The sequence below is a fragment of the Streptomyces syringium genome, from assembly GCF_017876625.1.
GTDB classification, from domain to species: domain Bacteria; phylum Actinomycetota; class Actinomycetes; order Streptomycetales; family Streptomycetaceae; genus Streptomyces; species Streptomyces syringius.
Genome location: NZ_JAGIOH010000001.1, coordinates 4,407,747 through 4,427,440, shown reverse-complemented (window position 1 = coordinate 4,427,440; position 19,694 = coordinate 4,407,747). Strand labels below are relative to the sequence as shown.

18 protein-coding genes and 1 tRNA gene are annotated in these 19,694 nt (G+C 71.8%); 6 read left to right on the top strand and 13 right to left on the bottom strand.

Annotated elements, in window-relative coordinates:
* Nucleotides 1-7 precede the first annotated feature (7 nt).
* The 6 genes from JO379_RS19780 to mshD form a co-directional block, all read right to left on the bottom strand.
* Nucleotides 8-2,356: an RNA degradosome polyphosphate kinase gene (locus tag JO379_RS19780; protein WP_242626195.1), complete on the bottom strand. Its 2,349-nt coding sequence runs from the start codon at nucleotides 2,354-2,356 to the stop codon at nucleotides 8-10.
* A gap of 273 nt (nucleotides 2,357-2,629) precedes the next feature.
* The gene (locus JO379_RS19775; RefSeq protein WP_209516140.1) at nucleotides 2,630-3,664 is read right to left on the bottom strand and encodes an ABC-2 membrane transporter-related protein; all 1,035 of its coding nucleotides are present in this window, start codon (nucleotides 3,662-3,664) and stop codon (nucleotides 2,630-2,632) included.
* On the bottom strand, nucleotides 3,661-4,689 hold the full coding sequence (locus JO379_RS19770) for an ABC-2 membrane transporter-related protein (protein ID WP_209516137.1): 1,029 nt from the start codon (nucleotides 4,687-4,689) through the stop codon (nucleotides 3,661-3,663). Before JO379_RS19770 ends, JO379_RS19775 begins: the two co-directional genes overlap by 4 nt.
* The gene (locus JO379_RS19765; protein ID WP_130879289.1) at nucleotides 4,686-5,624 is read right to left on the bottom strand and encodes an ABC transporter ATP-binding protein; all 939 of its coding nucleotides are present in this window, start codon (nucleotides 5,622-5,624) and stop codon (nucleotides 4,686-4,688) included. The genes JO379_RS19770 and JO379_RS19765 overlap by 4 nt, the downstream gene beginning before the upstream one ends.
* Nucleotides 5,621-6,061, bottom strand: coding sequence for a GntR family transcriptional regulator (locus JO379_RS19760; protein WP_165451583.1), 441 nt, complete (start codon nucleotides 6,059-6,061; stop codon nucleotides 5,621-5,623). The genes JO379_RS19765 and JO379_RS19760 overlap by 4 nt, the downstream gene beginning before the upstream one ends.
* Before the next feature lie 140 nt (nucleotides 6,062-6,201).
* The gene (mshD, locus tag JO379_RS19755; protein WP_130879288.1) at nucleotides 6,202-7,128 is read right to left on the bottom strand and encodes a mycothiol synthase; all 927 of its coding nucleotides are present in this window, start codon (nucleotides 7,126-7,128) and stop codon (nucleotides 6,202-6,204) included.
* Between the two features lie 204 nt (nucleotides 7,129-7,332).
* On the opposite strand from mshD, the gene JO379_RS19750 reads away from it, so the two are divergent.
* A complete protein-coding gene (locus JO379_RS19750; protein WP_130879287.1) occupies nucleotides 7,333-9,180 on the top strand; it encodes a bifunctional metallophosphatase/5'-nucleotidase in 1,848 nt (615 codons plus the stop codon).
* A 200-nt stretch (nucleotides 9,181-9,380) separates the two neighbouring features.
* On the opposite strand, the gene JO379_RS19745 is transcribed toward JO379_RS19750, so the two are convergent.
* On the bottom strand, nucleotides 9,381-9,725 hold the full coding sequence (locus tag JO379_RS19745) for a DUF1876 domain-containing protein (protein ID WP_242626194.1): 345 nt from the start codon (nucleotides 9,723-9,725) through the stop codon (nucleotides 9,381-9,383).
* Between the two features lie 141 nt (nucleotides 9,726-9,866).
* On the opposite strand from JO379_RS19745, the gene rbp reads away from it, so the two are divergent.
* The gene (gene rbp, locus JO379_RS19740; RefSeq protein ID WP_207303955.1) at nucleotides 9,867-10,166 is read left to right on the top strand and encodes an RNA-binding regulator; all 300 of its coding nucleotides are present in this window, start codon (nucleotides 9,867-9,869) and stop codon (nucleotides 10,164-10,166) included.
* 111 nt (nucleotides 10,167-10,277) lie between these two features.
* Nucleotides 10,278-10,487 (top strand): transcription antiterminator/RNA stability regulator CspE, encoded by a 210-nt coding sequence (gene cspE / locus JO379_RS19735; RefSeq protein WP_209516135.1) that lies wholly within the window; start codon nucleotides 10,278-10,280, stop codon nucleotides 10,485-10,487.
* A gap of 57 nt (nucleotides 10,488-10,544) precedes the next feature.
* On the opposite strand, the gene JO379_RS19730 is transcribed toward cspE, so the two are convergent.
* Nucleotides 10,545-11,399 (bottom strand): NAD(P)H-binding protein, encoded by an 855-nt coding sequence (locus tag JO379_RS19730; protein WP_130879284.1) that lies wholly within the window; start codon nucleotides 11,397-11,399, stop codon nucleotides 10,545-10,547.
* A 196-nt stretch (nucleotides 11,400-11,595) separates the two neighbouring features.
* Here JO379_RS19730 and JO379_RS19725 point away from each other — a divergent pair, with 196 nt between their 5' ends.
* Both JO379_RS19725 and JO379_RS19720 read left to right on the top strand, forming a co-directional pair.
* The gene (locus JO379_RS19725; protein WP_130879283.1) at nucleotides 11,596-12,921 is read left to right on the top strand and encodes an LmeA family phospholipid-binding protein; all 1,326 of its coding nucleotides are present in this window, start codon (nucleotides 11,596-11,598) and stop codon (nucleotides 12,919-12,921) included.
* A gap of 66 nt (nucleotides 12,922-12,987) precedes the next feature.
* Nucleotides 12,988-13,061: transfer RNA gene (locus JO379_RS19720), tRNA-Lys, on the top strand.
* 67 nt (nucleotides 13,062-13,128) lie between these two features.
* Here JO379_RS19720 and JO379_RS19715 read toward each other — a convergent pair.
* The 5 genes from JO379_RS19715 to JO379_RS19695 all read right to left on the bottom strand — a co-directional run bounded on the left by JO379_RS19715 (nucleotide 13,129) and on the right by JO379_RS19695 (nucleotide 18,473).
* Nucleotides 13,129-14,520 (bottom strand): sensor histidine kinase, encoded by a 1,392-nt coding sequence (locus JO379_RS19715; RefSeq protein WP_209516132.1) that lies wholly within the window; start codon nucleotides 14,518-14,520, stop codon nucleotides 13,129-13,131.
* Complete coding sequence (locus JO379_RS19710; protein WP_130879281.1) at nucleotides 14,517-15,254, bottom strand: response regulator transcription factor; 738 nt, start codon at nucleotides 15,252-15,254, stop codon at nucleotides 14,517-14,519. Before JO379_RS19710 ends, JO379_RS19715 begins: the two co-directional genes overlap by 4 nt.
* A 107-nt stretch (nucleotides 15,255-15,361) precedes the next feature.
* A complete protein-coding gene (locus tag JO379_RS19705; RefSeq protein WP_130879280.1) occupies nucleotides 15,362-16,525 on the bottom strand; it encodes a S1C family serine protease in 1,164 nt (387 codons plus the stop codon).
* A 109-nt stretch (nucleotides 16,526-16,634) separates the two neighbouring features.
* Nucleotides 16,635-17,660, bottom strand: a complete 1,026-nt coding sequence (locus JO379_RS19700; protein ID WP_130879279.1) for a LacI family DNA-binding transcriptional regulator — start codon at nucleotides 17,658-17,660, stop codon at nucleotides 16,635-16,637.
* Nucleotides 17,661-17,684: 24 nt separating this feature from the next.
* On the bottom strand, nucleotides 17,685-18,473 hold the full coding sequence (locus JO379_RS19695) for a response regulator transcription factor (RefSeq protein WP_209516129.1): 789 nt from the start codon (nucleotides 18,471-18,473) through the stop codon (nucleotides 17,685-17,687).
* Between the two features lie 239 nt (nucleotides 18,474-18,712).
* Between JO379_RS19695 and JO379_RS19690 the strand changes: the two genes are divergently transcribed.
* Entirely contained in the window at nucleotides 18,713-19,579 is an 867-nt protein-coding gene (locus tag JO379_RS19690) for an alpha/beta hydrolase family protein (RefSeq protein WP_209516126.1), read from the top strand.
* The last annotated feature ends 115 nt before the right edge of the window (nucleotides 19,580-19,694 follow it).

Below are 19,694 nucleotides of genomic sequence, written 5' to 3'. Positions count from 1 at the left end.
CGGCGGATCATGTCGCTGAACCACGCCGGCGCCTCCGGGCGTCTATGAGCATCTCCTGAACGTTCCGCAGCGGCTGCCCGTCGGCATCCGTCGCGCGCCGGGTCCAGCCGCCGTCCCCGCCGAGGTGCCAGGACTCGGTGGTGTCCGACATCCCCAGCTCCAGCAGCCTGCCGAGCGAGGCCCGGTGCCCGGGGTCGGTGACCCGCACCAGCGCCTCTATGCGCCGGTCGAGGTTGCGGTGCATCATGTCGGCGCTGCCGAGCCACACCTCGGGTTCGCCGCCGTTGCCGAAGGCGAACACCCGGGAGTGCTCCAGGAAGCGGCCGAGGACGCTGCGCACCCGGATGTTCTCCGAGAGCCCGGCGACCCCCGGCCGCAGGGCGCAGATGCCGCGCACCCACACGTCCACCGGCACCCCGGCCATCGACGCCCGGTACAGGGCGTCGATGACGGTCTCGTCGACCATCGAGTTGACCTTGATGCGGACGTACGCGGGCCGCCCGGCGCGGTGGTGCGCGGTCTCCTTCGTGATGCGCGCGACCAGCCCGTCGCGCAGGGATCTGGGGGCCACCAGCAGCCGTCGGTAGGTCTCGCGGCGCGAGTATCCGGACAGCCGGTTGAAGAGGTCGGAGAGGTCGGCCCCCACCTGCGGGTCCGCGGTGAGCAGGCCGAGGTCCTCGTACAGCCGGGCGGTCTTGGGGTGGTAGTTGCCCGTGCCCACGTGGGAGTAGCGGCGCAGTGTCTCGCCCTCCTGGCGGACCACCAGCGACAGCTTGCAGTGCGTCTTGAGCCCGACGAGCCCGTAGACGACGTGGCAGCCCGCCTCCTCCAGCTTCCGCGCCCATTTGATGTTGGCCTGCTCGTCGAAGCGGGCCTTGATCTCCACGAGGACGAGGACCTGCTTGCCGGACTCGGCGGCGTCTATCAACGCGTCCACGATGGGCGAGTCACCCGACGTGCGGTACAGCGTCTGCTTGATGGCCAGCACGTCCGGGTCGGCCGCGGCCTGCTCCAGGAAGGCCTGCACGGAGGTGGAGAAGGAGTCGTAGGGGTGGTGCAGCAGCACGTCCCGCTCGCGCAGGGCCGCGAAGATGTCGGGGGCGGACGCGGACTCGACCTCGGCGAGGTCGCGGTGGGTGCCCGCCACGAACTTGGGGAACTTCAGCTCGGGCCGGTCCAGGGCGGCGATCCGGAACAGCGCGGTGAGGTCGAGCGGGCCGGGCAGCGGATAGACCTCGGCATCGGTGATCTTGAGCTCGCGGACCAGCAGATCGAGGACGTACGGGTCGATGGTCTCCTCGACCTCCAGCCGCACGGGCGGGCCGAAGCGCCGCCGCATCAGCTCCTTCTCCAGGGCCTGGAGCAGATTCTCCGCGTCGTCCTCCTCGACTTCGAGGTCCTCGTTGCGGGTCACCCGGAACATGTGGTGCGCGAGCACCTCCATGCCGGGGAACAGCTCCTCCAGGTGGGCCGCGATGACGTCCTCCAGGGGGACGTACCGCTGCGGGGACGCCTCCAGGAACCGCGACAGCAGCGGCGGCACCTTCACCCGGGCGAAGTGCTGGTGCCCGCTGACGGGGTTGCGGACGACCACGGCGAGGTTGAGCGACAGCCCGGAGATGTACGGGAAGGGGTGCGCGGGGTCGACGGCGAGGGGCGTCAGCACGGGGAAGATCTGCTGCCTGAACAGGGTGAACAGCCGCCCCTGCTCCTTCTCCGACAGCTCCGCCCAGCGGATCAGATGGATGCCGCGCTCGGCCAGCTCGGGGGCGACGTCCTGCTGGTAGCAGGCCGCGTGCCGGGCCATGAGCTCGCGCGAGCGGGTCCAGATCAGCTCCAGGACCTCGCGGGGCTGGAGGCCGGACGCGGAGCGGGTCGCGACACCGGTGGCGATGCGCCGCTTGAGGCCGGCGACCCGGACCATGAAGAACTCGTCGAGGTTGCCGGCGAAGATCGCCAGGTAGTTGGCCCGCTCCAGGAGGGGCGTCGCCGGGTCCTCCGCCAGCTCCAGCACCCGCTCGTTGAAGGCCAGCCAGCTGCGTTCCCGGTCCAGGAAGCGCCCCTGGGGCAGCTCCGCGGTGTCCTCACCGGCCCCGGCGCCCTCACCGCCGTACTCCCCCGCCGCCTGGCCGCGCTCGTAGCCGTCTCCCCGGCCCGCCGCGGGCTCAGTGCCGTACCCGTCGAGCCCGGCGTCCAGGTCGGGCTCCAGTCCGGGCCCGTCCGGGGAGGCGGTCGTGCGCGGCCGGTGCGCCGTGAGGGAACCCACGGAGGGCTGCGGCCGGGGCGTTCCCCATGGGTCCAGGGACCGGTCCGGATGCGGATCGTCGGCTGCCTGAGCGCTGGGAGGCCGGTTCATACGTCCATGGTGCCGCGCCGCGGGCACGGGGGGCTCGTCGGAGACGGGTGCCGGGGCGGCGCGTAGTCTCCGGCCGGGGGTTTGTGGCACGGCGGGCTGCATTCGGCAAGGTTCGCAACCGCGGTTGAATCATGGGTAACGCGCACATGACGCGCAGGAAAGCGGGACCCTACCCCGCGGGGTCGTCCGGCCCGCGCGGGGCGGCCGGACGGGCCCGGACAAGACCGTACGCCCGCACCAGGAGATGTACGGGCGTACGGCAGGGGCGCTCGGTCAGGAGTGCGTGCGCCGCATCCACCACAACGCGCCGGCCGCGAGAAGCACGGCGAGCACGGTGACCCCGCCCGCCTGGATCCACTGCATGGGCCAGAGGTGCGCGTACGGGTGGGACTCGATGTACCAACCGCTCGCGCCGCGGTCGAGGAGGCACTGGGCGGGCGAGACACCGACACCGCAGTCGGGCTCCACGATGTGCCCGCCGCTGGGCCCGACCATGCCGCGCTCGAACCACCAGGTGCGGCCCCCGAGCAGGCCCGGCATGTCGGCGGACAGCGTCGTCACCGGGGTGACCAGGTGCTGCCGCAGGGCCGCGGTCACCGTCGACACCAGGCCGATGCCCGACAGGGCGATGATCATCGCCGGGAGCGTGCGCTTGACCAGCAGGCCGACGAGCGCGCCGACGGCCACCCCGGCCAGGGCGAGGACGACGGGCGCGGGCCCGAGCGCGTTGAACGACTGGTGCCAGACCTGGCCGGGCAGCAGCACGTCACCGCCCTCGCGGTCACCCACGACCCGCCAGCACCAGGTGTAGAGCGCCGCGAGCACCGAGACCCCGGCGAGCGCCGCCACGGCGGGCAGCGCGAGCTTCGCCGCGAACCAGCGCATCGGCGAGGCCGACTGCGACCACGCGACCTTGTACGTACCGCTCTCCAGCTCGCGCGCCACCATGGGGCCCGCGACGAACGCCGCGAGCAGCGCCGGCAGGAACTCCAGCAGGAGGCCCATGTAGTGCAGGTAATCGCCGTACGAGGACCGGAAGTCGGCGACCTTCCCGGGCGGGCCCTCGCAGTCGACGTCGTCACAGGCGGCCAGCAGCCGGTGCGTGTCGATGAAGTCGCTCATGGCACCGTGCAGCCACACCAGCGATCCGGCACAGGCGAGGAACAGCGCCAGCGCGATCCACGCCGTGGTGCGGTGCTGACGGACGATCATCCGGCCGAGGGCGCGCACGCCGGGTGCGCCCGGGGTGGCGGCAGGTGTTCCGCCAGGGGTCGCCGTACGGGTCGGGGGTATCGACGTCATGGTCATGCCGCCGCCTTCCGTGAGTGCGAGGTGGCCGCCGGGGCCTGGGAACGGTGGCGCAGCAGCCAGACGGCAGCGGCGGCCAGGACCACGGCGACGCCGACGAGGATGCCGGTCTCGGCCCACTGCATCGGCCACAGGTGCGAGCGCGGGTGGAGCTCCGCGTACCAGTCGGTCGCGCCGTTCTTGGCCAGGCACTGCCGGTCGGAGATGTCCATGTCGCACCAGAGCGACTTGATGCGGCCGACGCCGGGGCCGATGCCCCCGCGCTCGACGACCCAGGCGCTGTCGGGGGGATTCGGACGCCCGGGGTAGAACGTCATCACCGGGCTGATCACATACGGCCGGAACACGTCGAGTGCCCAGATCACCAGGGCGGTGAGGGCCACGGTGACGCCCATGGCCACGATCGTGCGCATCACCAGCAGTCCGACGAGCGTACCGAGGGCGATGGCCAGCAGGGCGTGCGCGACGGGGACGGGGCCGATCATGTCGAACGCGTACTGCCATTGCTGGACCATCAGCACGTCGGCGGGAAAGGACTGCCAGGTCCAGGTGTAGACCGCCGACAGCAGCGAGAACCCGGCGAGCACCGCCACGGCGGGTATCGCGAGCTTCGCCGCGAGCCAGCGCAGGGGCGAGGCCGACTGCGACCACGCGAGCTTGTACGTACCGCTCTCCAGCTCGCGCGCCACCATCGGGCCGGCCACGAACAGACCGACCACCCAGGGCAGATACTGCGTCAACCAGCCTATTTCGTAAAGAGTCTCGCCGTAGCGGGCGCGGAAGAAGGCGAGCGCCTGCCAGTCGGCCTCCCCGCAGGTGTCGTCCCCCTCGCACCCGGCGCGCAGGCCGTGGTCGTCGAGGTAGGCGTGGCCCGCGAACTTCAGCCACACCAGCGCGCCGACGAGCACGACGAGCAGGCCCAGCGCGATCCACGCGGTGGTCCGGTGCTGCCGCCAGACCAGCCAGGTCATCCCGCGCAGCCGGGACCGCGGGACGGCCCCGCCCGCCGCCGTGGCGGTGCTCACGCCGCCGCCTTCGCCGTGGCGCGCGGCTCCGCGCTGGGCGTGAGCAGCGCCGGGGCGCCGGGCGAGCGCAGATGCGCGAGGAGCAGCTCCTCCAGACTCGGCTCGGCGGCCTCCCAGCGGCCCGCGACCGGGCCGTCGGTGCGGACGAGCGCGCTGAACTGACGTCCGGTGGTACGGGACTCCACCACCGTGTGTCCCGCCAGTTCCGGCGGCAGCCCCGGGCCTTCGTGGCGGCCGACGAGCAGGGTGTGGGCGGCGGTCAGGTCCTCGACCTCGCCCGCGAGCCGGACCTGGCCGTCGGCGATGAGCAGCAGGTAGTCGCAGACGCCGTCGAGTTCGGCGAGGACGTGCGAGGCCATCACGACGGTGGTGGCGTGCTCGGCGGCCTCGGTCATGAGGGCGGCCATCATCTGGTGGCGGACGAGCGGGTCGAGGTCGCTCATCGGCTCGTCCAGCAACAGGAGTTCGGGCTTCTTGCCGAAGGCGAGGGCGAGGGCGACGCGGGTGCGCTGACCGCCGGAGAGCGAGCCGACCCGGGCGCCGAGGGGCAGGTTCCCGTCCCGTACGAGCCGCTCGGCCGCGGCCTGGTCCCAGCAGCCGGGGTTCAGCTCGCGGCCCAGGCGCAGCGTGTCGGCGATGGTGAAGTGGGGGTACAGCGGCTTCTCCTGGGCGACGAACGCCACCCGGGGCCGGACCGCCGGGTCGGTGGGCCCGGCGCCGAAGGCGGTGAGCGAGCCGGTGGTGGGCCGCCGCAGGCCCGCCGCGAGGGAGAGCAGGGTGGACTTGCCGGCGCCGTTCGGTCCGACGAGGGCGCAGATCCGCCCGGCGGGCAGTCGGAAGGAGCAGTCGCGCAGCGCCCAGCCGCGGCGGTGCTTCACTCCGAGGCCGACCGCCTGGAGGGCGGTCCGGTCGGGATGGAAGGTCAGGTCGGTCATGCGGTCCCCTTGTTCCCCTTGTTCACGTCGTGCGCTGCCGGTCGCGCGTGGTCGCCGAAGCTCTCGTCCAGCACGGAGGCGACCAGCGCGGCCACGTCCTCACGGTCGAGCCCGGCCGCGCGCGCCCGGCCCGCCCAGTCGGCCAGCTCGGCGCGCAGCGGCGAATCCGCGGCGGCCCCGGGTCGCGCCAGCGACCGCCGCACGAAGGTCCCGAGCCCCGGTCGCGGCTCGACCAGGCCTTCGCGGTCGAGTTCGCGGTAGGCCTTCAGGACGGTGTTCGGGTTGATGGCCGTGGCCGCGACGACCTCCTTGGCCGTCGGCAGCTTGTCGCCGGGAGCGAGCAGACCCAGCCGGAGTGCCTGCTTCACCTGCACGACGATCTGCAGATAGGTGGCGACTCCGCTGCGCCGGTCGATGCGGAATTCGACCACGCGCATCACCCTTTCACTACTTGATTAGTGAAAGGGTGATGGGAGGGGGGACCCGCTGTCAACCGCCGTCGGCCGGGCGGGCATGCGAAACCGCCCCCCGGGGCGACCCTGGAGGGCGGTTCGTGTGCTGCTGCGGAGCCGGTCGGTCAGCTCTCCGACCGGTACATCAGATCCGTCTCGTAGACCTGGAAGCCGAGCCGCTCGTAGACGGTGACGGCGGGCTTGTTGTCCGCGTCGACGTAGAGCATGGCCGTGGGCAGGCCCTGGCCCGCCAGGTGCCGCAGCCCGATCGTGGTCAGCGCCCGGCCGAGGCCGCCGCCCTGCGCACCGGGCCGCACGCCCACCACGTACACCTCGCCGATCCCCTGGTCGGCGTGCACCTTCGTCCAGTGGAAGCCGACGATCCGGCCGTCCTTCTCCGCGAGGAAGAAGCCCTCCGGGTCGAACCAGCTCTGCGCCTTGCGGTCGTCCAGGTCCCGCTGGGTGAGGGAGCCCTGCTCGGGGTGGTGCGCGAACGCCGCGGCGTTCACCGCCAGCCACTGCTCGTCGTCCTCACCGGGCCGGAAGGTCCGCACGCTCACGCCTTCGGGCAGTACGGGCTCCGCGAGGTCGAGGCCGGCCAGCGGCCTGCGCATCTGGCGCAGCTCGCGGAAGAGGCTCAGCCCGAGCACCTGCGCGAGGTGCCGGGCGGCCGGGTGCCCGCCGTGCGCCCAGACCCGCAGCCGCTTGCCCGACTCGGCCAGCAGCGCCGTCCCGAGCGCCCGGCCGTGCCCGCGACCGCGCCGGCCGGGACGGACGACCAGCTCGCCCGCCGGGGCCTCCACGGGGTCGCTGTCCTCCAGTTGGGCGTAGCCGACGAGTTCGTCGTCGGCGTCCCGCAGCAGCAGGTGCCGCACCCCCGGCCGCGCCCCTTCCAGCTGGAGCCGGCCCTGCTCGGAGACGGCCGGCTGGCCGTCGGCGTCGGCGGCCTCCGCCACCAACGACAGCACGTCCCGGACCAGCTCGGGCGTCAGCTCGACAAGGACCTCGACCGACCGGGGTCCGCCCGCGTCGTACACCACCACGTCACTCATGCTCCTGAGCCTACGACCCGGACGGGGGGCTACCGGGGGTACGCCGTGGCGTGCCCGTCGGCCGGTGGCGAACCGACGCCCGAAGCTACCAATTCGTCACCTCAACCCTCCTGACGTGCTACGCGCGTTGACCGTAAGCTGCCGCCGACCCGCCTGACGCGACATCAACGCGACACAGCACCACATCATTACAAAGGGGAACAAATGCCCGCGACGCCTCACGCGACGCCGCCACGGAAGCGCCTCGCCAGACGGCTGACCGCCACCGCGGCCGCGCTCGCCGCCACCGCCGGAGTGCTCTCCGCCGCCGCCCCGGCGGGCGCGGACAGCGCGGTGGCCGCCGACAGCGCGCAGAGCGGCAAGCAGCGCCACGGCCGCACGGTCGACGTGCAGCTGCTCTCCTTCAACGACCTGCACGGCAACCTGGAGGCCCCGCAGGGCTCCTCCGGCACCGTCACCGAGACGCAGCCCGACGGCACGAAGAAGGTCATACCGGCGGGCGGCGTCGAGTACCTCGCCAACTCGCTGCGCACGGCCCGCAAGGGCCACGAGTACTCGATCACCGCGGCCGCCGGCGACATGATCGGCGCGAGCCCGCTGATGACCGGCCTCTTCCACGACGAGCCGACCATCGAGGCGCTCAACAAGATCAAGCTGGACGCCACCTCGGTGGGCAACCACGAGTTCGACGAGGGCCGCGCCGAGCTGCTGCGCATGCAGCGCGGCGGCTGCCACCCCAAGGAGGGCTGCTTCGAGAAGGGCAAGAAGTTCCGCGGCGCGGACTTCCCCTACCTCGCGGCGAACGTCACCGACGAGAAGACCGGCAAGCCGATCCTGAAGCCCTACACGGTGTGGAAGCACAAGGGCGTGAAGATCGGCATCATCGGTCTCACCCTCGAGGGCACCCCCGACGTCGTGACGGCCGAGGGCGTCAAGGGCCTCAAGTTCCGCGACGAGGTCGAGACGATCAACAAGTACGCCAAGGAGCTCGACCGCCAGGGCGTGAAGTCCATCGTCACCCTCATCCACGAGGGCGGCATGCCGGCGTCCGGCTCGTACAACTACGACTGCGACACCCCGGGCGCGGGCGCGGGCATCTCCGGCCCCATCGTCGAGATCGCCAAGAAGGTGACCCCGAAGGTCGACGCCCTCGTCACCGGCCACACCCACCAGGCGTACGCCTGCACCATCCCCGACCCCTCGGGCGCGCCCCGCACGGTCACCTCGGCCGCCTCCTTCGGCCGGGTCTACACCGACACGACGCTGACCTACGACCGGCGGACGAAGGACATCGTCCGTACGAGCGTCAAGGGCCCCCGCGCCACGAACCACGTCGTGGACCGCGAGCAGCCCAAGGCCGCGGACATGACCCGGCTCATCGACCGCTGGAAGACCCTGGCGGCGCCGGTCGCCAACAAGCCGGTCGGCTACATCTCCGGTGACATCAACGGCCGCGGCTCGGAGGCGTACGAGAAGCCGCTCGGCGACCTGCTCACGGACGCCCAGCTGGAGGCGCTCGCCCCGGCCGACAAGGGCGGCGCGCAGATCGCGTTCATGAACCCCGGCGGCATCCGCTCGGACCTCGCCTTCAAGGCGTCCGGCGCCGAGGGCGACGGCGTCGTGACCTACGGCGAGGCGTTCACGGTCCAGCCGTTCACCAACATGATGAACGTCGTCGACCTCACCGGCGCGCAGGTCATCGCTGCCCTCCAGCAGCAGGTCAGCGGCCCGAACGAGCCGCAGCCGAAGATCTTGCAGGTGAGCCGGGGCCTGACCTACACGCTCGACCTCACCAAGCAGGGCGCGGACCGCGTCGTCGCGTCGTCGGTGAAGCTGAACGGCACCGCGATCGACCCGGGCAAGACGTACCGCGTCGCGATGAACGAGTTCCTCGCGGGCGGCGGCGACGGCTTCCCCGCGTTCAAGGAGGGCAAGAACAAGCTGGTGGGCGCGTCCGATCTCGACGCCTTCACGTCGTACCTGACCGCGCGCTCCTCGGCGGCCTCGCCCCTGGCCCCGCCGAAGGCGGACCGCATCACGGTCGTGAAGTGACCTGCGCCTGCGGCGAGCCCAGCCGATGACAGCCTGTCCGGCGCTCCGGCGCCGGGCCGTCTGTGCCGCCTGCGGCGGCGAGCGCCCTGCGGGCGCGTCCTCAAACGCCGGACGGGCTTGATTCGGCTGAGCTCAGCCACAACCAGCCCGTCCGGCGTTTGAGGACACCACCGCGCAGCGGAGGTGCACACACGCCACGCCTAGCGCAACGTCTTCGCCTCCGCGTTGCCCTTGGCCGTGAGCTGCTGGGCGATGTCCATCAGCGCGCGGCCGCCCGCGAGCTCCTCGCCGATCCGGCGTTCGTCCGGGTCCGCGGGGTTGCGCGTGGCGTGGCCCTTGCCCCGCAGTTCCGTGTCGTCCCGCAGCCGCAGCAGCGCTGCCGCCCGGGTGTGCGTCTCGTCCTCGTCGAACTCGACCTCGACATGCCAGCCCGCAACCTGCATGACCACTACCTCCGCGACGATGTCCGACCGGGCGCAAATCAGCCCGTATCCCCTTCCTTCCTCGTCCGGACCGAACACCAGCGCGCCCGCATCGAAGATCACCCATCCGGGGTCTGTCGCTTTTGTGAGGATGTTGTGGCCATGGCCGGAAAGGAGCCAGGGGCTCTTGTCCGCGCCGGGTGCGGCTGCGACGGTTCGGGTCGGTTCGGCGCAGCCGACCGTCACAGCGAGGGAGAGTCGACCGTGTCGAAGAGGCTTTACGTGGGCAACTTGAGCTATCAGACGACGGAGGGCGATCTGACCGCACTCTTCCAGGAGGCGGGCTCGGTGCAGAGCGTCAGCATCGTCACCGACCGCGACACGGGTCGCTCCAAGGGCTTCGCCTTCGTCGAGATGAGCGACACCGACGCGGTCAGGGCCGTCGAGCAGTTCAACGGCACGGAGCTCAACGGACGCAATCTCAACGTCAATGAGGCCCGGCCCCGTGAGGAGCGCCCGGGTGGTCGCGGCGGGTACGGCGGCGGTGGCGGCCGCCGCGGTTGATCCCTCGTCGCCCGGCCGGGCCCGGCGCCTCCAAGTCGGCCGGAAATCATGCCCCTTCGCCTTCCCGACGTGAGACGGTGATCTCCGATCGCACCAACAGGAGGAATCGCGATGGCGAAGATCCAGGGCCAGGTCAAGTGGTTCAACGAGTCGAAGGGGTTCGACTTCATCACCCCCGCCGACGGGTCCAAGGACGTCTTCGTCCACTTCTCGGCGATCCAGGGCAACGGCTTCAAGACACTCGCCGAGGGTCAGAACGTCGAGTTCGAGATCGAGAGCGGCCAGAAGGGCCCCTCCGCCGCGAACGTCACCGCGATCTGACTCCGGCGAACACGCCGGACGGTCCCGGGCGGCCCCGCGAGGCCGCCCGGAGGGCCGTCACCGGAAGTCGGCCACGTGGTCCCGCGCCCACTGCTCGAAGGAACGGGCGGGGTGGCCCGTCACCTGCTGGACGGCGTCCGTGACCGGCGCCTCCTGGCCGACCGAGGCCCCGAAATACCGGATGATGTCCTCGGCGGCGACCCTCGGGGCACCGGCCCGCTCCATGGCGGCGACGGCCTCCTCGAAGGAGACCTCCTCGAAACGCACCTCCGGGCGGCCGAGGGCCCGCCCGATGGCGTCGACCTGCTCCGCGATCGTCAAGCCTGCCGGGCCGGTCACCACATAGGCCTGGCCGAGGTGCGCACCCGTCGTGTCCAGCAGGGCCGCGGCGGCGATGTCCGCGAGGTCCGCCTCGTGCACGGGGGATCCGACGGCTTCCGCATAGGCACCGCGCACGACTCCCTCCGTACGGATCTGCTCCGCCCACTGCAAGGCGTTCGTGGCGTACATGCCGCCGCGCACGAAGGTCCACTCCAGCCCCGAATCGCGGATCGCGCGCTCGGCCGCCGCGTGGGCGCGTGCGATGAAACCCTCCTCGTCGGCGGGCGTACCGGTCACGGACATCGAGGAATTGAAGACGATCCGCCGCACTCCGGCCTTCGCCGCCGCCTCGATCAGGCCGCCCGCCTCCAGCCCCGTGGCGGCGATGTTGAGGTACAGCGCCCGCGCCCCCGTGAAGAGCCCGTCCGGCCCGGCCCCACCGGTCAGATCGGCCCGCACCACCTCGACGCCCGCCGGCAGCCCCGCCCGCTCGGGGTCACGGCTCACCGCCCGTACGCCGACGCCTGCCGCCACCAGCCGGTCCACCAGCTCGCGGCCGATGTTCCCGGTCGCTCCCGTTACCACGATCATGGGTACGTACTCCCATCAGGTCGGTGCTGAGATAAACGGAACTCGCCGGTCGGGCGCGTGCCATACGGTCACGCTAATCGGCTGGATCACCGTGGGCGAAAACACATCGGCCCAACGGCCGGAAATAGCGCAGGATTTACGCGTAACCGGCAGTAGGCCTTGCGTCCGAGGGCCTCATGCGTGGTGGGATGTAGTGATGCGAACCCCCACGCGCATACCCGCCAGTCCCCCCAATCCATATGACGAACTCGCCTCCCTGGCCGACCCGGAAGAGACGCTGGAAGAGATTCCGGTCCCGGTCGGTGTCCCCCACGACCCGGCCGCCGGGACCGACGCCGACACCTGTGCCACCCCCGGCCCGGACGAGGACGACCCCCTCGGCCTGGGGCTGAAGTACGACGACCCGGAGGGGCAACCCGGCGAGGCAGCCGGCGAGGAAGAGGCCTGGTCGCCGCCCGACCACCGCCGCGCCAGGCGCTCCCGCTCCCGCCGTCGCCGCCGTCGGTTCTCCGCCGTGCCCCGCACCGCCAAGCTGCTGTTCGGCGTCGTGGCCTGCGCGGCCTTCCTGGCGCTCGCCGACCGCTGCGCGGTGATGTACGCGGAGAAGAAGGCGCAGCAGACGCTTCAGCGCCAACTCCATCTGGAAGCCGCTCCCCAGGTCGACATCCACGGCTTTCCCTTTCTCACCCAGGTCTTCGCCAAACGGCTCTCGCGGGTCGATGTGACCGTGCCGGATGTCGCGGCGGACCGGGTGTCGCTGGCGAAAGTGAAGGCGAGCGCCCGGGACGTCCGGCTGACCGGGAATCTCCCCACCGATGTGCGCGGTGCCGTCATCGGGAATCTGGACGGCGAGGTGCTGCTGGCCTTCGACGACCTGAACCGGGAACTCGGCGCCTCGCAGGTCAGATTCAGCGACCACGGCGACAATTCGATTCGCGCGGTCGGCAAGTTGTCCGTCGCCGGTGAGGAGTTGCGCGTACGGGCGCAGGCGCGGCTGCGGCGGGACGGCGACCGTGGGATCTCCACCGACATCGACGGCATGAGCGTCGACATTCCCCGGGTCGCCACCTACCGCCCGGGCAAGGACAAGGGGCTCGTCCTGCACCGCGAGACCGCCGAGCGCATCAGCCGGGACGCCGCCCGGGCGAAGGCGCTGCTGTCGGTGCCCGCCGTGGCCGAGCGGCTCGGGGTGCCGAAGAAGGCCGTCGCCCTCGCGCTGCGCGACGAGGACCGGCTGCACGAGATCACGGGCGCGCCCCGGTTCGTGGAGCGGCTGATGGGGGTGAACCTGGTCGACGTCGTGGTCGACCACCCCTGGCTGCTGAAGCGGATCGGCATCGACCCGAAGCTGGTCACGGCCCTGATGGGGCTGCGGCCGCCCGAGCTGTCCGATCGTCTCTCGCTCTCCTTCCAGCTGCCGAAGCAGGCGAAGGACCTGCATCTGCGGCATGTGACGGTCGAGCGGGACGGCATCCGGGCGGATCTGACCGGCGTGGAACTGCCCATCGGCAAGGGCCGGTAGCGGCCCGGCCGCCAGGACCGGTCAGTCACTTTTTACCCCGGGGACCGATCATGTAATATTCATTTCGCGCCGCTAGCTCAGTTGGTTAGAGCGGCTGACTCTTAATCAGCAGGTCCGGGGTTCGAGTCCCTGGTGGCGCACGGAACGAGGAAGGCCCCCACCGATGGTGGGGGCCTTCCTCGCGTTACCGCCCTGGGCCGCGGCCCCTTACGGATACACCGGCGGGGGCGCCGTCGGCGCGCCCGGCAGCCGTACGGACGCCACCGTGCCGCCGCCCTCCGCCGCGCGCAGCGTCACCTCGCCGCCCGCCTGCCGCACGGTGCGGGCCACGATCGACAGGCCCAGGCCGCTGCCCGGCAGGCTGCGGGCGGTGGGCGAGCGCCAGAAGCGGTCGAAGACGTGCGGCAGTTCCTCGGGCGCGATGCCCGGACCGTGGTCGCGCACGGTCAGCTCGCCGTCGGCCAGCCGGACGTCGATCCCGCCGCCCGGCGGGCTGAACTTGACCGCGTTGTCGAGCAGATTGACCAGCGCCCGCTCCAGCGCGGCGGGCTCCGCGCGCACGAACCACGGATCCAGCTCGGCCGTGATCGTCAGGCCCGACCCGCGCAGCCGGGCCCGGCCGACCGCCCGCCCGGCGATGTCGTGCAGGGCCAGCACCTGCACCGGGCCGCCCGGGGCGCCGTCCGGGCGGGACAGCTCCTGGAGGTCGCCGATCAGCGCGGCCAGCTCCGTCATCTGCGCCTTCACGCTCGCCAGCAGTTCCTTGCGGTCCTCCGGCGGGATCGCCCGGCCCGTCTCCTCGCTGCGCGCGAGCAGATCGATGTTGGTACGCAGCGAGGTCAGCGGCGTGCGCAGCTCGTGCCCGGCATCCGCGATCAGCTGCTGCTGGCGGTCGCGGGAGGAGGCGAGGGCCGCGGTCATGGAGTTGAAGGAGCGCGAGAGACGGGCGATCTCGTCCTCCCCCTCGACGGGAATGCGCACCGCCAGGTCCTCGGTGCGGGCGATGTGCTCGACCGCGCCCGTCAGCCGGTCCACGGGCCGCAGCCCGGCGCGGGCGATCCACAGCCCGGCCGTCGCCGCGCCCAGCACTCCCACCCCGGCGGTGATCACCAGCAACAGCGCGAGGGTGTTGAGCGGCTTCTCGGTCTCGCTCAGCGGCTGGGCGATGGACACGGCGGTGTTCGGCAGCGGGCCCGCGGAGGTCGCGACGCGCATCCGCGTGCCGTCCTTGGCCGTCGCGTTGTGCAGGGTGTCCGACAGCTGTCCCCGGGCGACCGCCAGATCGGCGTCGTCGACCTGGACCGGGGACTTGCCGAGCGTGGTGCAGACCAGACCGCCGGCGGTGACGATCTGCACGGTGTACGAACCGGGCGGCGGCGGCACACCGGTGGGGTTGGCGTCGCAGGTGCGCAGCAGTCCGCTGAGGTAGTCCTTGTCGGCCCGCGCGCTGGTCAGCGTCTCGTCGCGCTGGTGCCCGAGCTGCTGCTTGGTCACCAGCCAGCACGCGCCCGCGGCGAGGGCCACGGCGACGGCGACGGCCACCGCCGTCAGCAGCGCGAGCCGGGAGCGCAGGGGCAGCCGGCCGAACCTTCGGATCACTCGGCGCCGCCGTCGGCCCGCAGGACGTACCCGACGCCCCGCACGGTGTGCACGAGGCGCGGCTCGCCGCCGGCCTCGGTCTTGCGGCGCAGATACATCACGTACACGTCCAGGGAGTTGGAGCTCGGTTCGAACTCGAAGCCCCACACCGACTTGAGGATCTGCTCACGGGTGAGCACCTGCCGGGGGTGGGTGAGGAACAGCTCCAGCAGCGTGAATTCCGTCCGGGTCAGCTCCACCGCCCGCCCGCCCCGGGTCACCTCGCGGGTCGCGAGGTCCATCCGCAGGTCGGCGAAGGTGAGGGCGTGCTCGTCGGCCGGCGCCGGGCCGGTGGCGGCCGCGTAGGAGCTGCGGCGCAGCAGGGCCCGGATACGGGCCAGCAGCTCGTCCAGCTCGAAGGGTTTGACGAGGTAGTCGTCAGCGCCCGCGTCGAGGCCGGTGACGCGGTCGCCGATGGTGTCCCGGGCGGTGAGCATCAGGATCGGCACGGTGGTCCCGGCGGCGCGCAGCCGCCGGGCGGCCGTCAGCCCGTCCATGCGGGGCATGAGGACGTCCAGCACGATCAGCTCGGGGTCGTACGCGTCGACCTTGTCGAGGGCGTCGAGGCCGTCGACGGCGAGCTCGGTGCCGTAGCCCTCGAAGGCGAGGCTGCGGCGCAGCGCCTCACGGACGGCGGGTTCGTCGTCCACGATCAGGATGCGGGCGGGCTGGTCGCCGTGCTCGGCGGGGCTCATCGCGGGTACCTCACGGGGTTCACGGGTCACTGAGGGATGCGGAACGGGGGGTGTGCCGCACCCTCAGCGTGGCACGGTGGCGACGGCACGGCCGTCACGCGGCGCCGTCACGTGGTGGTGCCGCCGGCGCGCAGCTTCGCGAGGTCCGCCTTGACGTCGTTGATGGGGATGGCGAAGCCGAGGCCGACGCTGCCGGCGGAGTCACCGCCGCCGGAGCCCGACCCGGAGGCGTACATCGCGGAGTTGATGCCGATGATCTGACCGCTCATGTTGATGAGGGCGCCGCCGGAGTTGCCGGGGTTGAGCGAGGCGTCCGTCTGGATGGCCTTGTACGTGGTCTTGGACGAGCCCGTGTCGCCGTTGTACTCGTTGCCGCCGAACTCGAAGGGCCACTGGGGGATGCCGCGGTTCTGCCCGTCCTGGCCGCCCTGCCCCTGGCCCTGCTCCTTCGAGACGGTGACGTCGCGGTTCAGGGCGGAGACGATGCCGCTGGTGACCGTGCCGGTCAGGCCCTCGGGCGAGCCGATGGCGACGACCTCGTCGCCGACCTGCACCTTGCCGGAGTCGCCGAGCTGGGCGGCCTTCAGACCGCTGGCGCCGTCGACCTTGATGAGGGCGAGGTCCTTGCCGGGGTCGGTGCCGACGACCTTGGCGGTCCTGGTGGTGCCGTCGCTGAGGTTGACCTTCACGGTGTCGGAGCCGGCGACGACGTGGTTGTTGGTGACGATCTCACCGTCACTCGTGATGATCACGCCGGATCCGGTGGACTGGCCGGAGGAGGTGGCGGCCTTGATCTCCACGATGCTGGGCTTCAGGGCCTTGGCGACGGCGGAGACGCCGCTGCTCTTGGAGGCCACGTTCCGCACGGGGGTCGACTGACCGGCGCTGCCCGACCCGTCGGTCAGCTCCCCGACGAGCGCGGCCGAGCCGCCGCCGACGACCGCCGCGACGATGGCGCAGGCGGCGAGCAGCGCCACGGGCCGGCGGGCACGCGGGGCGGCGTGCCCGGCGGACGGACCACCGGCGGGGGCGGGCGCCGCGAAGCCGGCGTAGCCGCCACCGCTGCCACCGCCGTACGCGGCCCCTGCTTCCGGGCCGTACGAGTCGTACGAGCCGTAGGGGTCGCCGCCGCCCGGCCGGACGGTGACGCCGCTCGCGGTGACGGCCGGCGGCTGCGGCGCGTACGCCGGAGGGGTCGGGTAGGCCCCGGGCTGCTGCTCGGTGCGGGGGTCAGGGTCCTGGTCGCCGCTGCGGCGGTGCGTCTCCGTCATGGGTACGACTCTCCTCCGCCTTCATGAGAACTGTCTGAGGGCGACGTAAGAAGCCCGACAGAAGCGGGTATGCCCGGTATAAAGGCGCACCGGCACCCGGCAGGGATCCTCAGCCGCCGCAGCCGCACGAGCGTCGGACGACCAGCGCCGACGGGAACTGCTTGAGCCGCTCGCGGCGGGATCCGGCGACCCGCAGGGCGTCGTCCAGGACCAGGTCCACGGCCGAGCGGGCCATGGCGATGCGGTCGGAGGCGACGGTGGTCAGCGGCGGGTCCGTGAGGGCCGCTTCCTTCACGTCGTCGAAACCGGCGACGGCCAGCTCGCCGGGGACGTCGATGCGCAGCTCGCGCGCGGCCCGCAGGACGCCGATCGCCTGGTCGTCGGTGGCGCAGATGATGGCCGGCGGACGGTCGGGGCCGGACAGCAGCCCGAGGGCGACCTTGTAGGCGTCGTAGCGGTTGTAGGGGGCCTGGAAGAGCCGGCCCTCCAGCGACTTCCCGGCCTCGCGCATGGCCCGCCGCCAGCCTTCGACGTGGTCGGTGACCGGGTCGCCGATCACCGGCGTCTCCTCGGTCCCGCCGAGACAGGCCACGTAGGGGTGGCCGTGCTCCAGCAGATGGCGGGTGGCGAGCTGGGCGCCGCCGACGTCGTCGGTCACGACGGCGACATCGTCGATCGCGTCCGGTCTGCGGTGCATCAGCACCACGCGGGCGTCCCACGCGTCGATCTCCGTCGCGGCGTGCTCGCTGGGTCCCTGGCTGATCAGGATGAGCCCGGAGACCCGCATGCCCAAGAAGGCCCGCAGATAGTGCACTTCGCGCTCGTCGAGATAGTCGGAGTTCCCGACGAGCACCATCTTGCCCCGCTCGGCCGCGGCCTGCTCGACCGCGTGCGCCATCTCCGCGAAGAAGGGCTGGCGCGCGTCCGGGACGATCAGGCCTATGAGGTCCGTCCGTCGGGACGCCATGGCCTGGGCGACCCGGTCGGGCCGGTACCCCAGCTCCTTGATCGCGGCCAGCACCCGGTCCCGCGTGGCCGGGGCGACCGGCCTCGGCCCGTTGTTGATGACATAGCTGACCACCGCGGTCGACGTCCCCGCCAGTCTCGCCACATCGTCCCGCGTCACCTTGGCCACGGGCGGCAGTCTACGCGGGTCCACTCACCTCTTCGCCGGGCGTGCGGCCTGCGGTCGGACGGCCTCCGGCTTCTCCGTTCGTGGGGTGTCCGCGGGGCCTTCTCGCTGGGCATCCTCGGTCTGGCGACCGTCCTTCTCCGGCTTCTCCGGGACCACGAAGCGGTACCCGACGTTCCGCACGGTGCCGATCAAGGACTCGTGCTCGGGACCGAGCTTGGCGCGCAGCCGCCGCACGTGCACGTCGACCGTGCGGGTACCGCCGAAGTAGTCGTAGCCCCAGACCTCCTGGAGCAGCTGGGCGCGGGTGAAGACCCGGCCCGGATGCTGGGCGAGGTACTTCAGCAGCTCGAATTCCTTGAAGGTCAGATCCAGTATCCGGCCCTTGAGCTTCGCGCTGTACGTCGCCTCGTCCACGGAGAGGTCGCCCGTGCGGATCTCCATCGGGGAGTCGTCCATCGAGATCTGCCGGCGCCCCATCGACAGCCGCAGCCGCGCCTCCACCTCGGCGGGCCCCGCGGTGTCCAGCAGGACGTCGTCGACGCCCCAGTCCGCGGTGACCGCGGCCAGACCGCCCTCGGTGACCACGAGGATCAACGGACAGCCGGGGCCGGTGGACCGGAGCAACTGACACAGACTGCGCACATGGGGCAGATCACGGCGGCCGTCGATCAGTATGACGTCGGCCCCCGGGGTGTCCACGAGGGCCGGGCCCTCGGCGGGAGCCACCCGCACGCTGTGCAGCAGCAGACCCAGCGCGGGAAGCACCTCCGTCGACGGCTGGAGGGCATTGGTCAGGAGCAGCAGAGAACTCATCGGCTGCCACCCGCTTCGGTCGAACTACGGTCGTCCTTGCTGTCCTGCACGCTTCGCTCGCCCATAACGTCGGTTCCTCCTCGGTCCCTGCGAGGACGTTGCGGCACTCATTCGTACGGTTTGCGGTCTCCGCGCCCTAGGAGCACGCGCGCTCTCAGCCGCGGGTGACGCGTCTGAATGCACAAAAGGACCCGGGGGCGACTCTGCCCGGATCCTCTCTGCCCAGCAGAATAACCCACATGACTTTCGGAGGTACGGACGATTTTGCACGACCTTGTGTTTCGTCGCTCACTTCGAGTGGTCATCACGGCGCGCTCTTGACAGCCGACGGAGTGCGGGTGGAGGCCCGTTACGAGCCCGGCCCGGACCCCGCGCGGCGGGCCGCCGACCATCCGGTCGTCGTGCTCGCGCACGGCTTCACCGGCGCGCTGGAGCGCCCCGGTCTGCGACGGGCCGCGCGGGTGTTCGCGCAGCACACCGCCGTGATCACGTTCTCCTTCCGGGGCCACGGCGGCTCCGGCGGCCGCTCCACGCTCGGCGACCGCGAGGTACTGGACCTGGCGGCCGCGGTGGGCTGGGCCCGCTCGCTCGGCCACCGCCGGGTGGCGACCGTCGGCTTCTCCATGGGCGGCTCCGTGGTGCTGCGACACGGCGCGTTGTACCTGCCGCCGAACGGGGGAGGGCACGGGGGGCGCACCGACGCACACGCCGACACGATCGTCTCGGTGAGCGCGCCGGCGCGCTGGTACTACCGGGGCACGGCCCCCATGCGCCGTCTGCACTGGGCGATCTCCGGCCGCACGGGGCGCGCGATCACCCGGTGGGGGCTGGGCACGCGCATCCATCCGGAGGACTGGGACCCGGTCCCGCTCTCCCCGACGGAATCGGTGCCCTTGATCGCGCCGCGGCCGCTGCTGATCGTGCACGGCGACAGGGACACGTACTTTCCTCTGGACCACCCGCGGATGCTGTCCGCCGCCGCGGATCCGTCTTCGACGGAGCTGTGGATCGAGCGGGGCTTCGCCCATGCCGAGACCTCGGCCGGTGGGGAACTGTTGACCCGCGTCGCCCGGTGGGTGGTGTCCTCAATCGCCGGACGGGCTTGATTTGGCCGGCCTCAGCCGTTGGCTTACCGCCTGATTTGGCTGCTCCCAGCCATTTTGGCCCGCCCGTCGACAACCCCTCCCTGAGGGGAGGCGTCGGGACGCGCAGGGTTGTTGC

Bases quoted from the DNA above. Each gene is read 5' to 3' on its own strand.
- JO379_RS19780 (WP_242626195.1), bottom strand. From the start codon at position 2,356: ATGAACCGGCCTCCCAGCGCTCAGGCAGCCGACGATCCGCATCCGGAC.
- JO379_RS19775 (WP_209516140.1), bottom strand. From the start codon at position 3,664: ATGACCATGACGTCGATACCCCCGACCCGTACGGCGACCCCTGGCGGA.
- JO379_RS19765 (WP_130879289.1), bottom strand. From the start codon at position 5,624: ATGACCGACCTGACCTTCCATCCCGACCGGACCGCCCTCCAGGCGGTC.
- JO379_RS19760 (WP_165451583.1), bottom strand. From the start codon at position 6,061: ATGCGCGTGGTCGAATTCCGCATCGACCGGCGCAGCGGAGTCGCCACC.
- mshD (WP_130879288.1), bottom strand. From the start codon at position 7,128: ATGAGTGACGTGGTGGTGTACGACGCGGGCGGACCCCGGTCGGTCGAG.
- JO379_RS19750 (WP_130879287.1), top strand. From the start codon at position 7,333: ATGCCCGCGACGCCTCACGCGACGCCGCCACGGAAGCGCCTCGCCAGA.
- cspE (WP_209516135.1), top strand. From the start codon at position 10,278: ATGGCGAAGATCCAGGGCCAGGTCAAGTGGTTCAACGAGTCGAAGGGG.
- JO379_RS19730 (WP_130879284.1), bottom strand. From the start codon at position 11,399: ATGATCGTGGTAACGGGAGCGACCGGGAACATCGGCCGCGAGCTGGTG.
- JO379_RS19725 (WP_130879283.1), top strand. From the start codon at position 11,596: ATGCGAACCCCCACGCGCATACCCGCCAGTCCCCCCAATCCATATGAC.
- JO379_RS19710 (WP_130879281.1), bottom strand. From the start codon at position 15,254: ATGAGCCCCGCCGAGCACGGCGACCAGCCCGCCCGCATCCTGATCGTG.
- JO379_RS19705 (WP_130879280.1), bottom strand. From the start codon at position 16,525: ATGACGGAGACGCACCGCCGCAGCGGCGACCAGGACCCTGACCCCCGC.
- JO379_RS19695 (WP_209516129.1), bottom strand. From the start codon at position 18,473: ATGAGTTCTCTGCTGCTCCTGACCAATGCCCTCCAGCCGTCGACGGAG.
- JO379_RS19690 (WP_209516126.1), top strand. From the start codon at position 18,713: ATGACTTTCGGAGGTACGGACGATTTTGCACGACCTTGTGTTTCGTCG.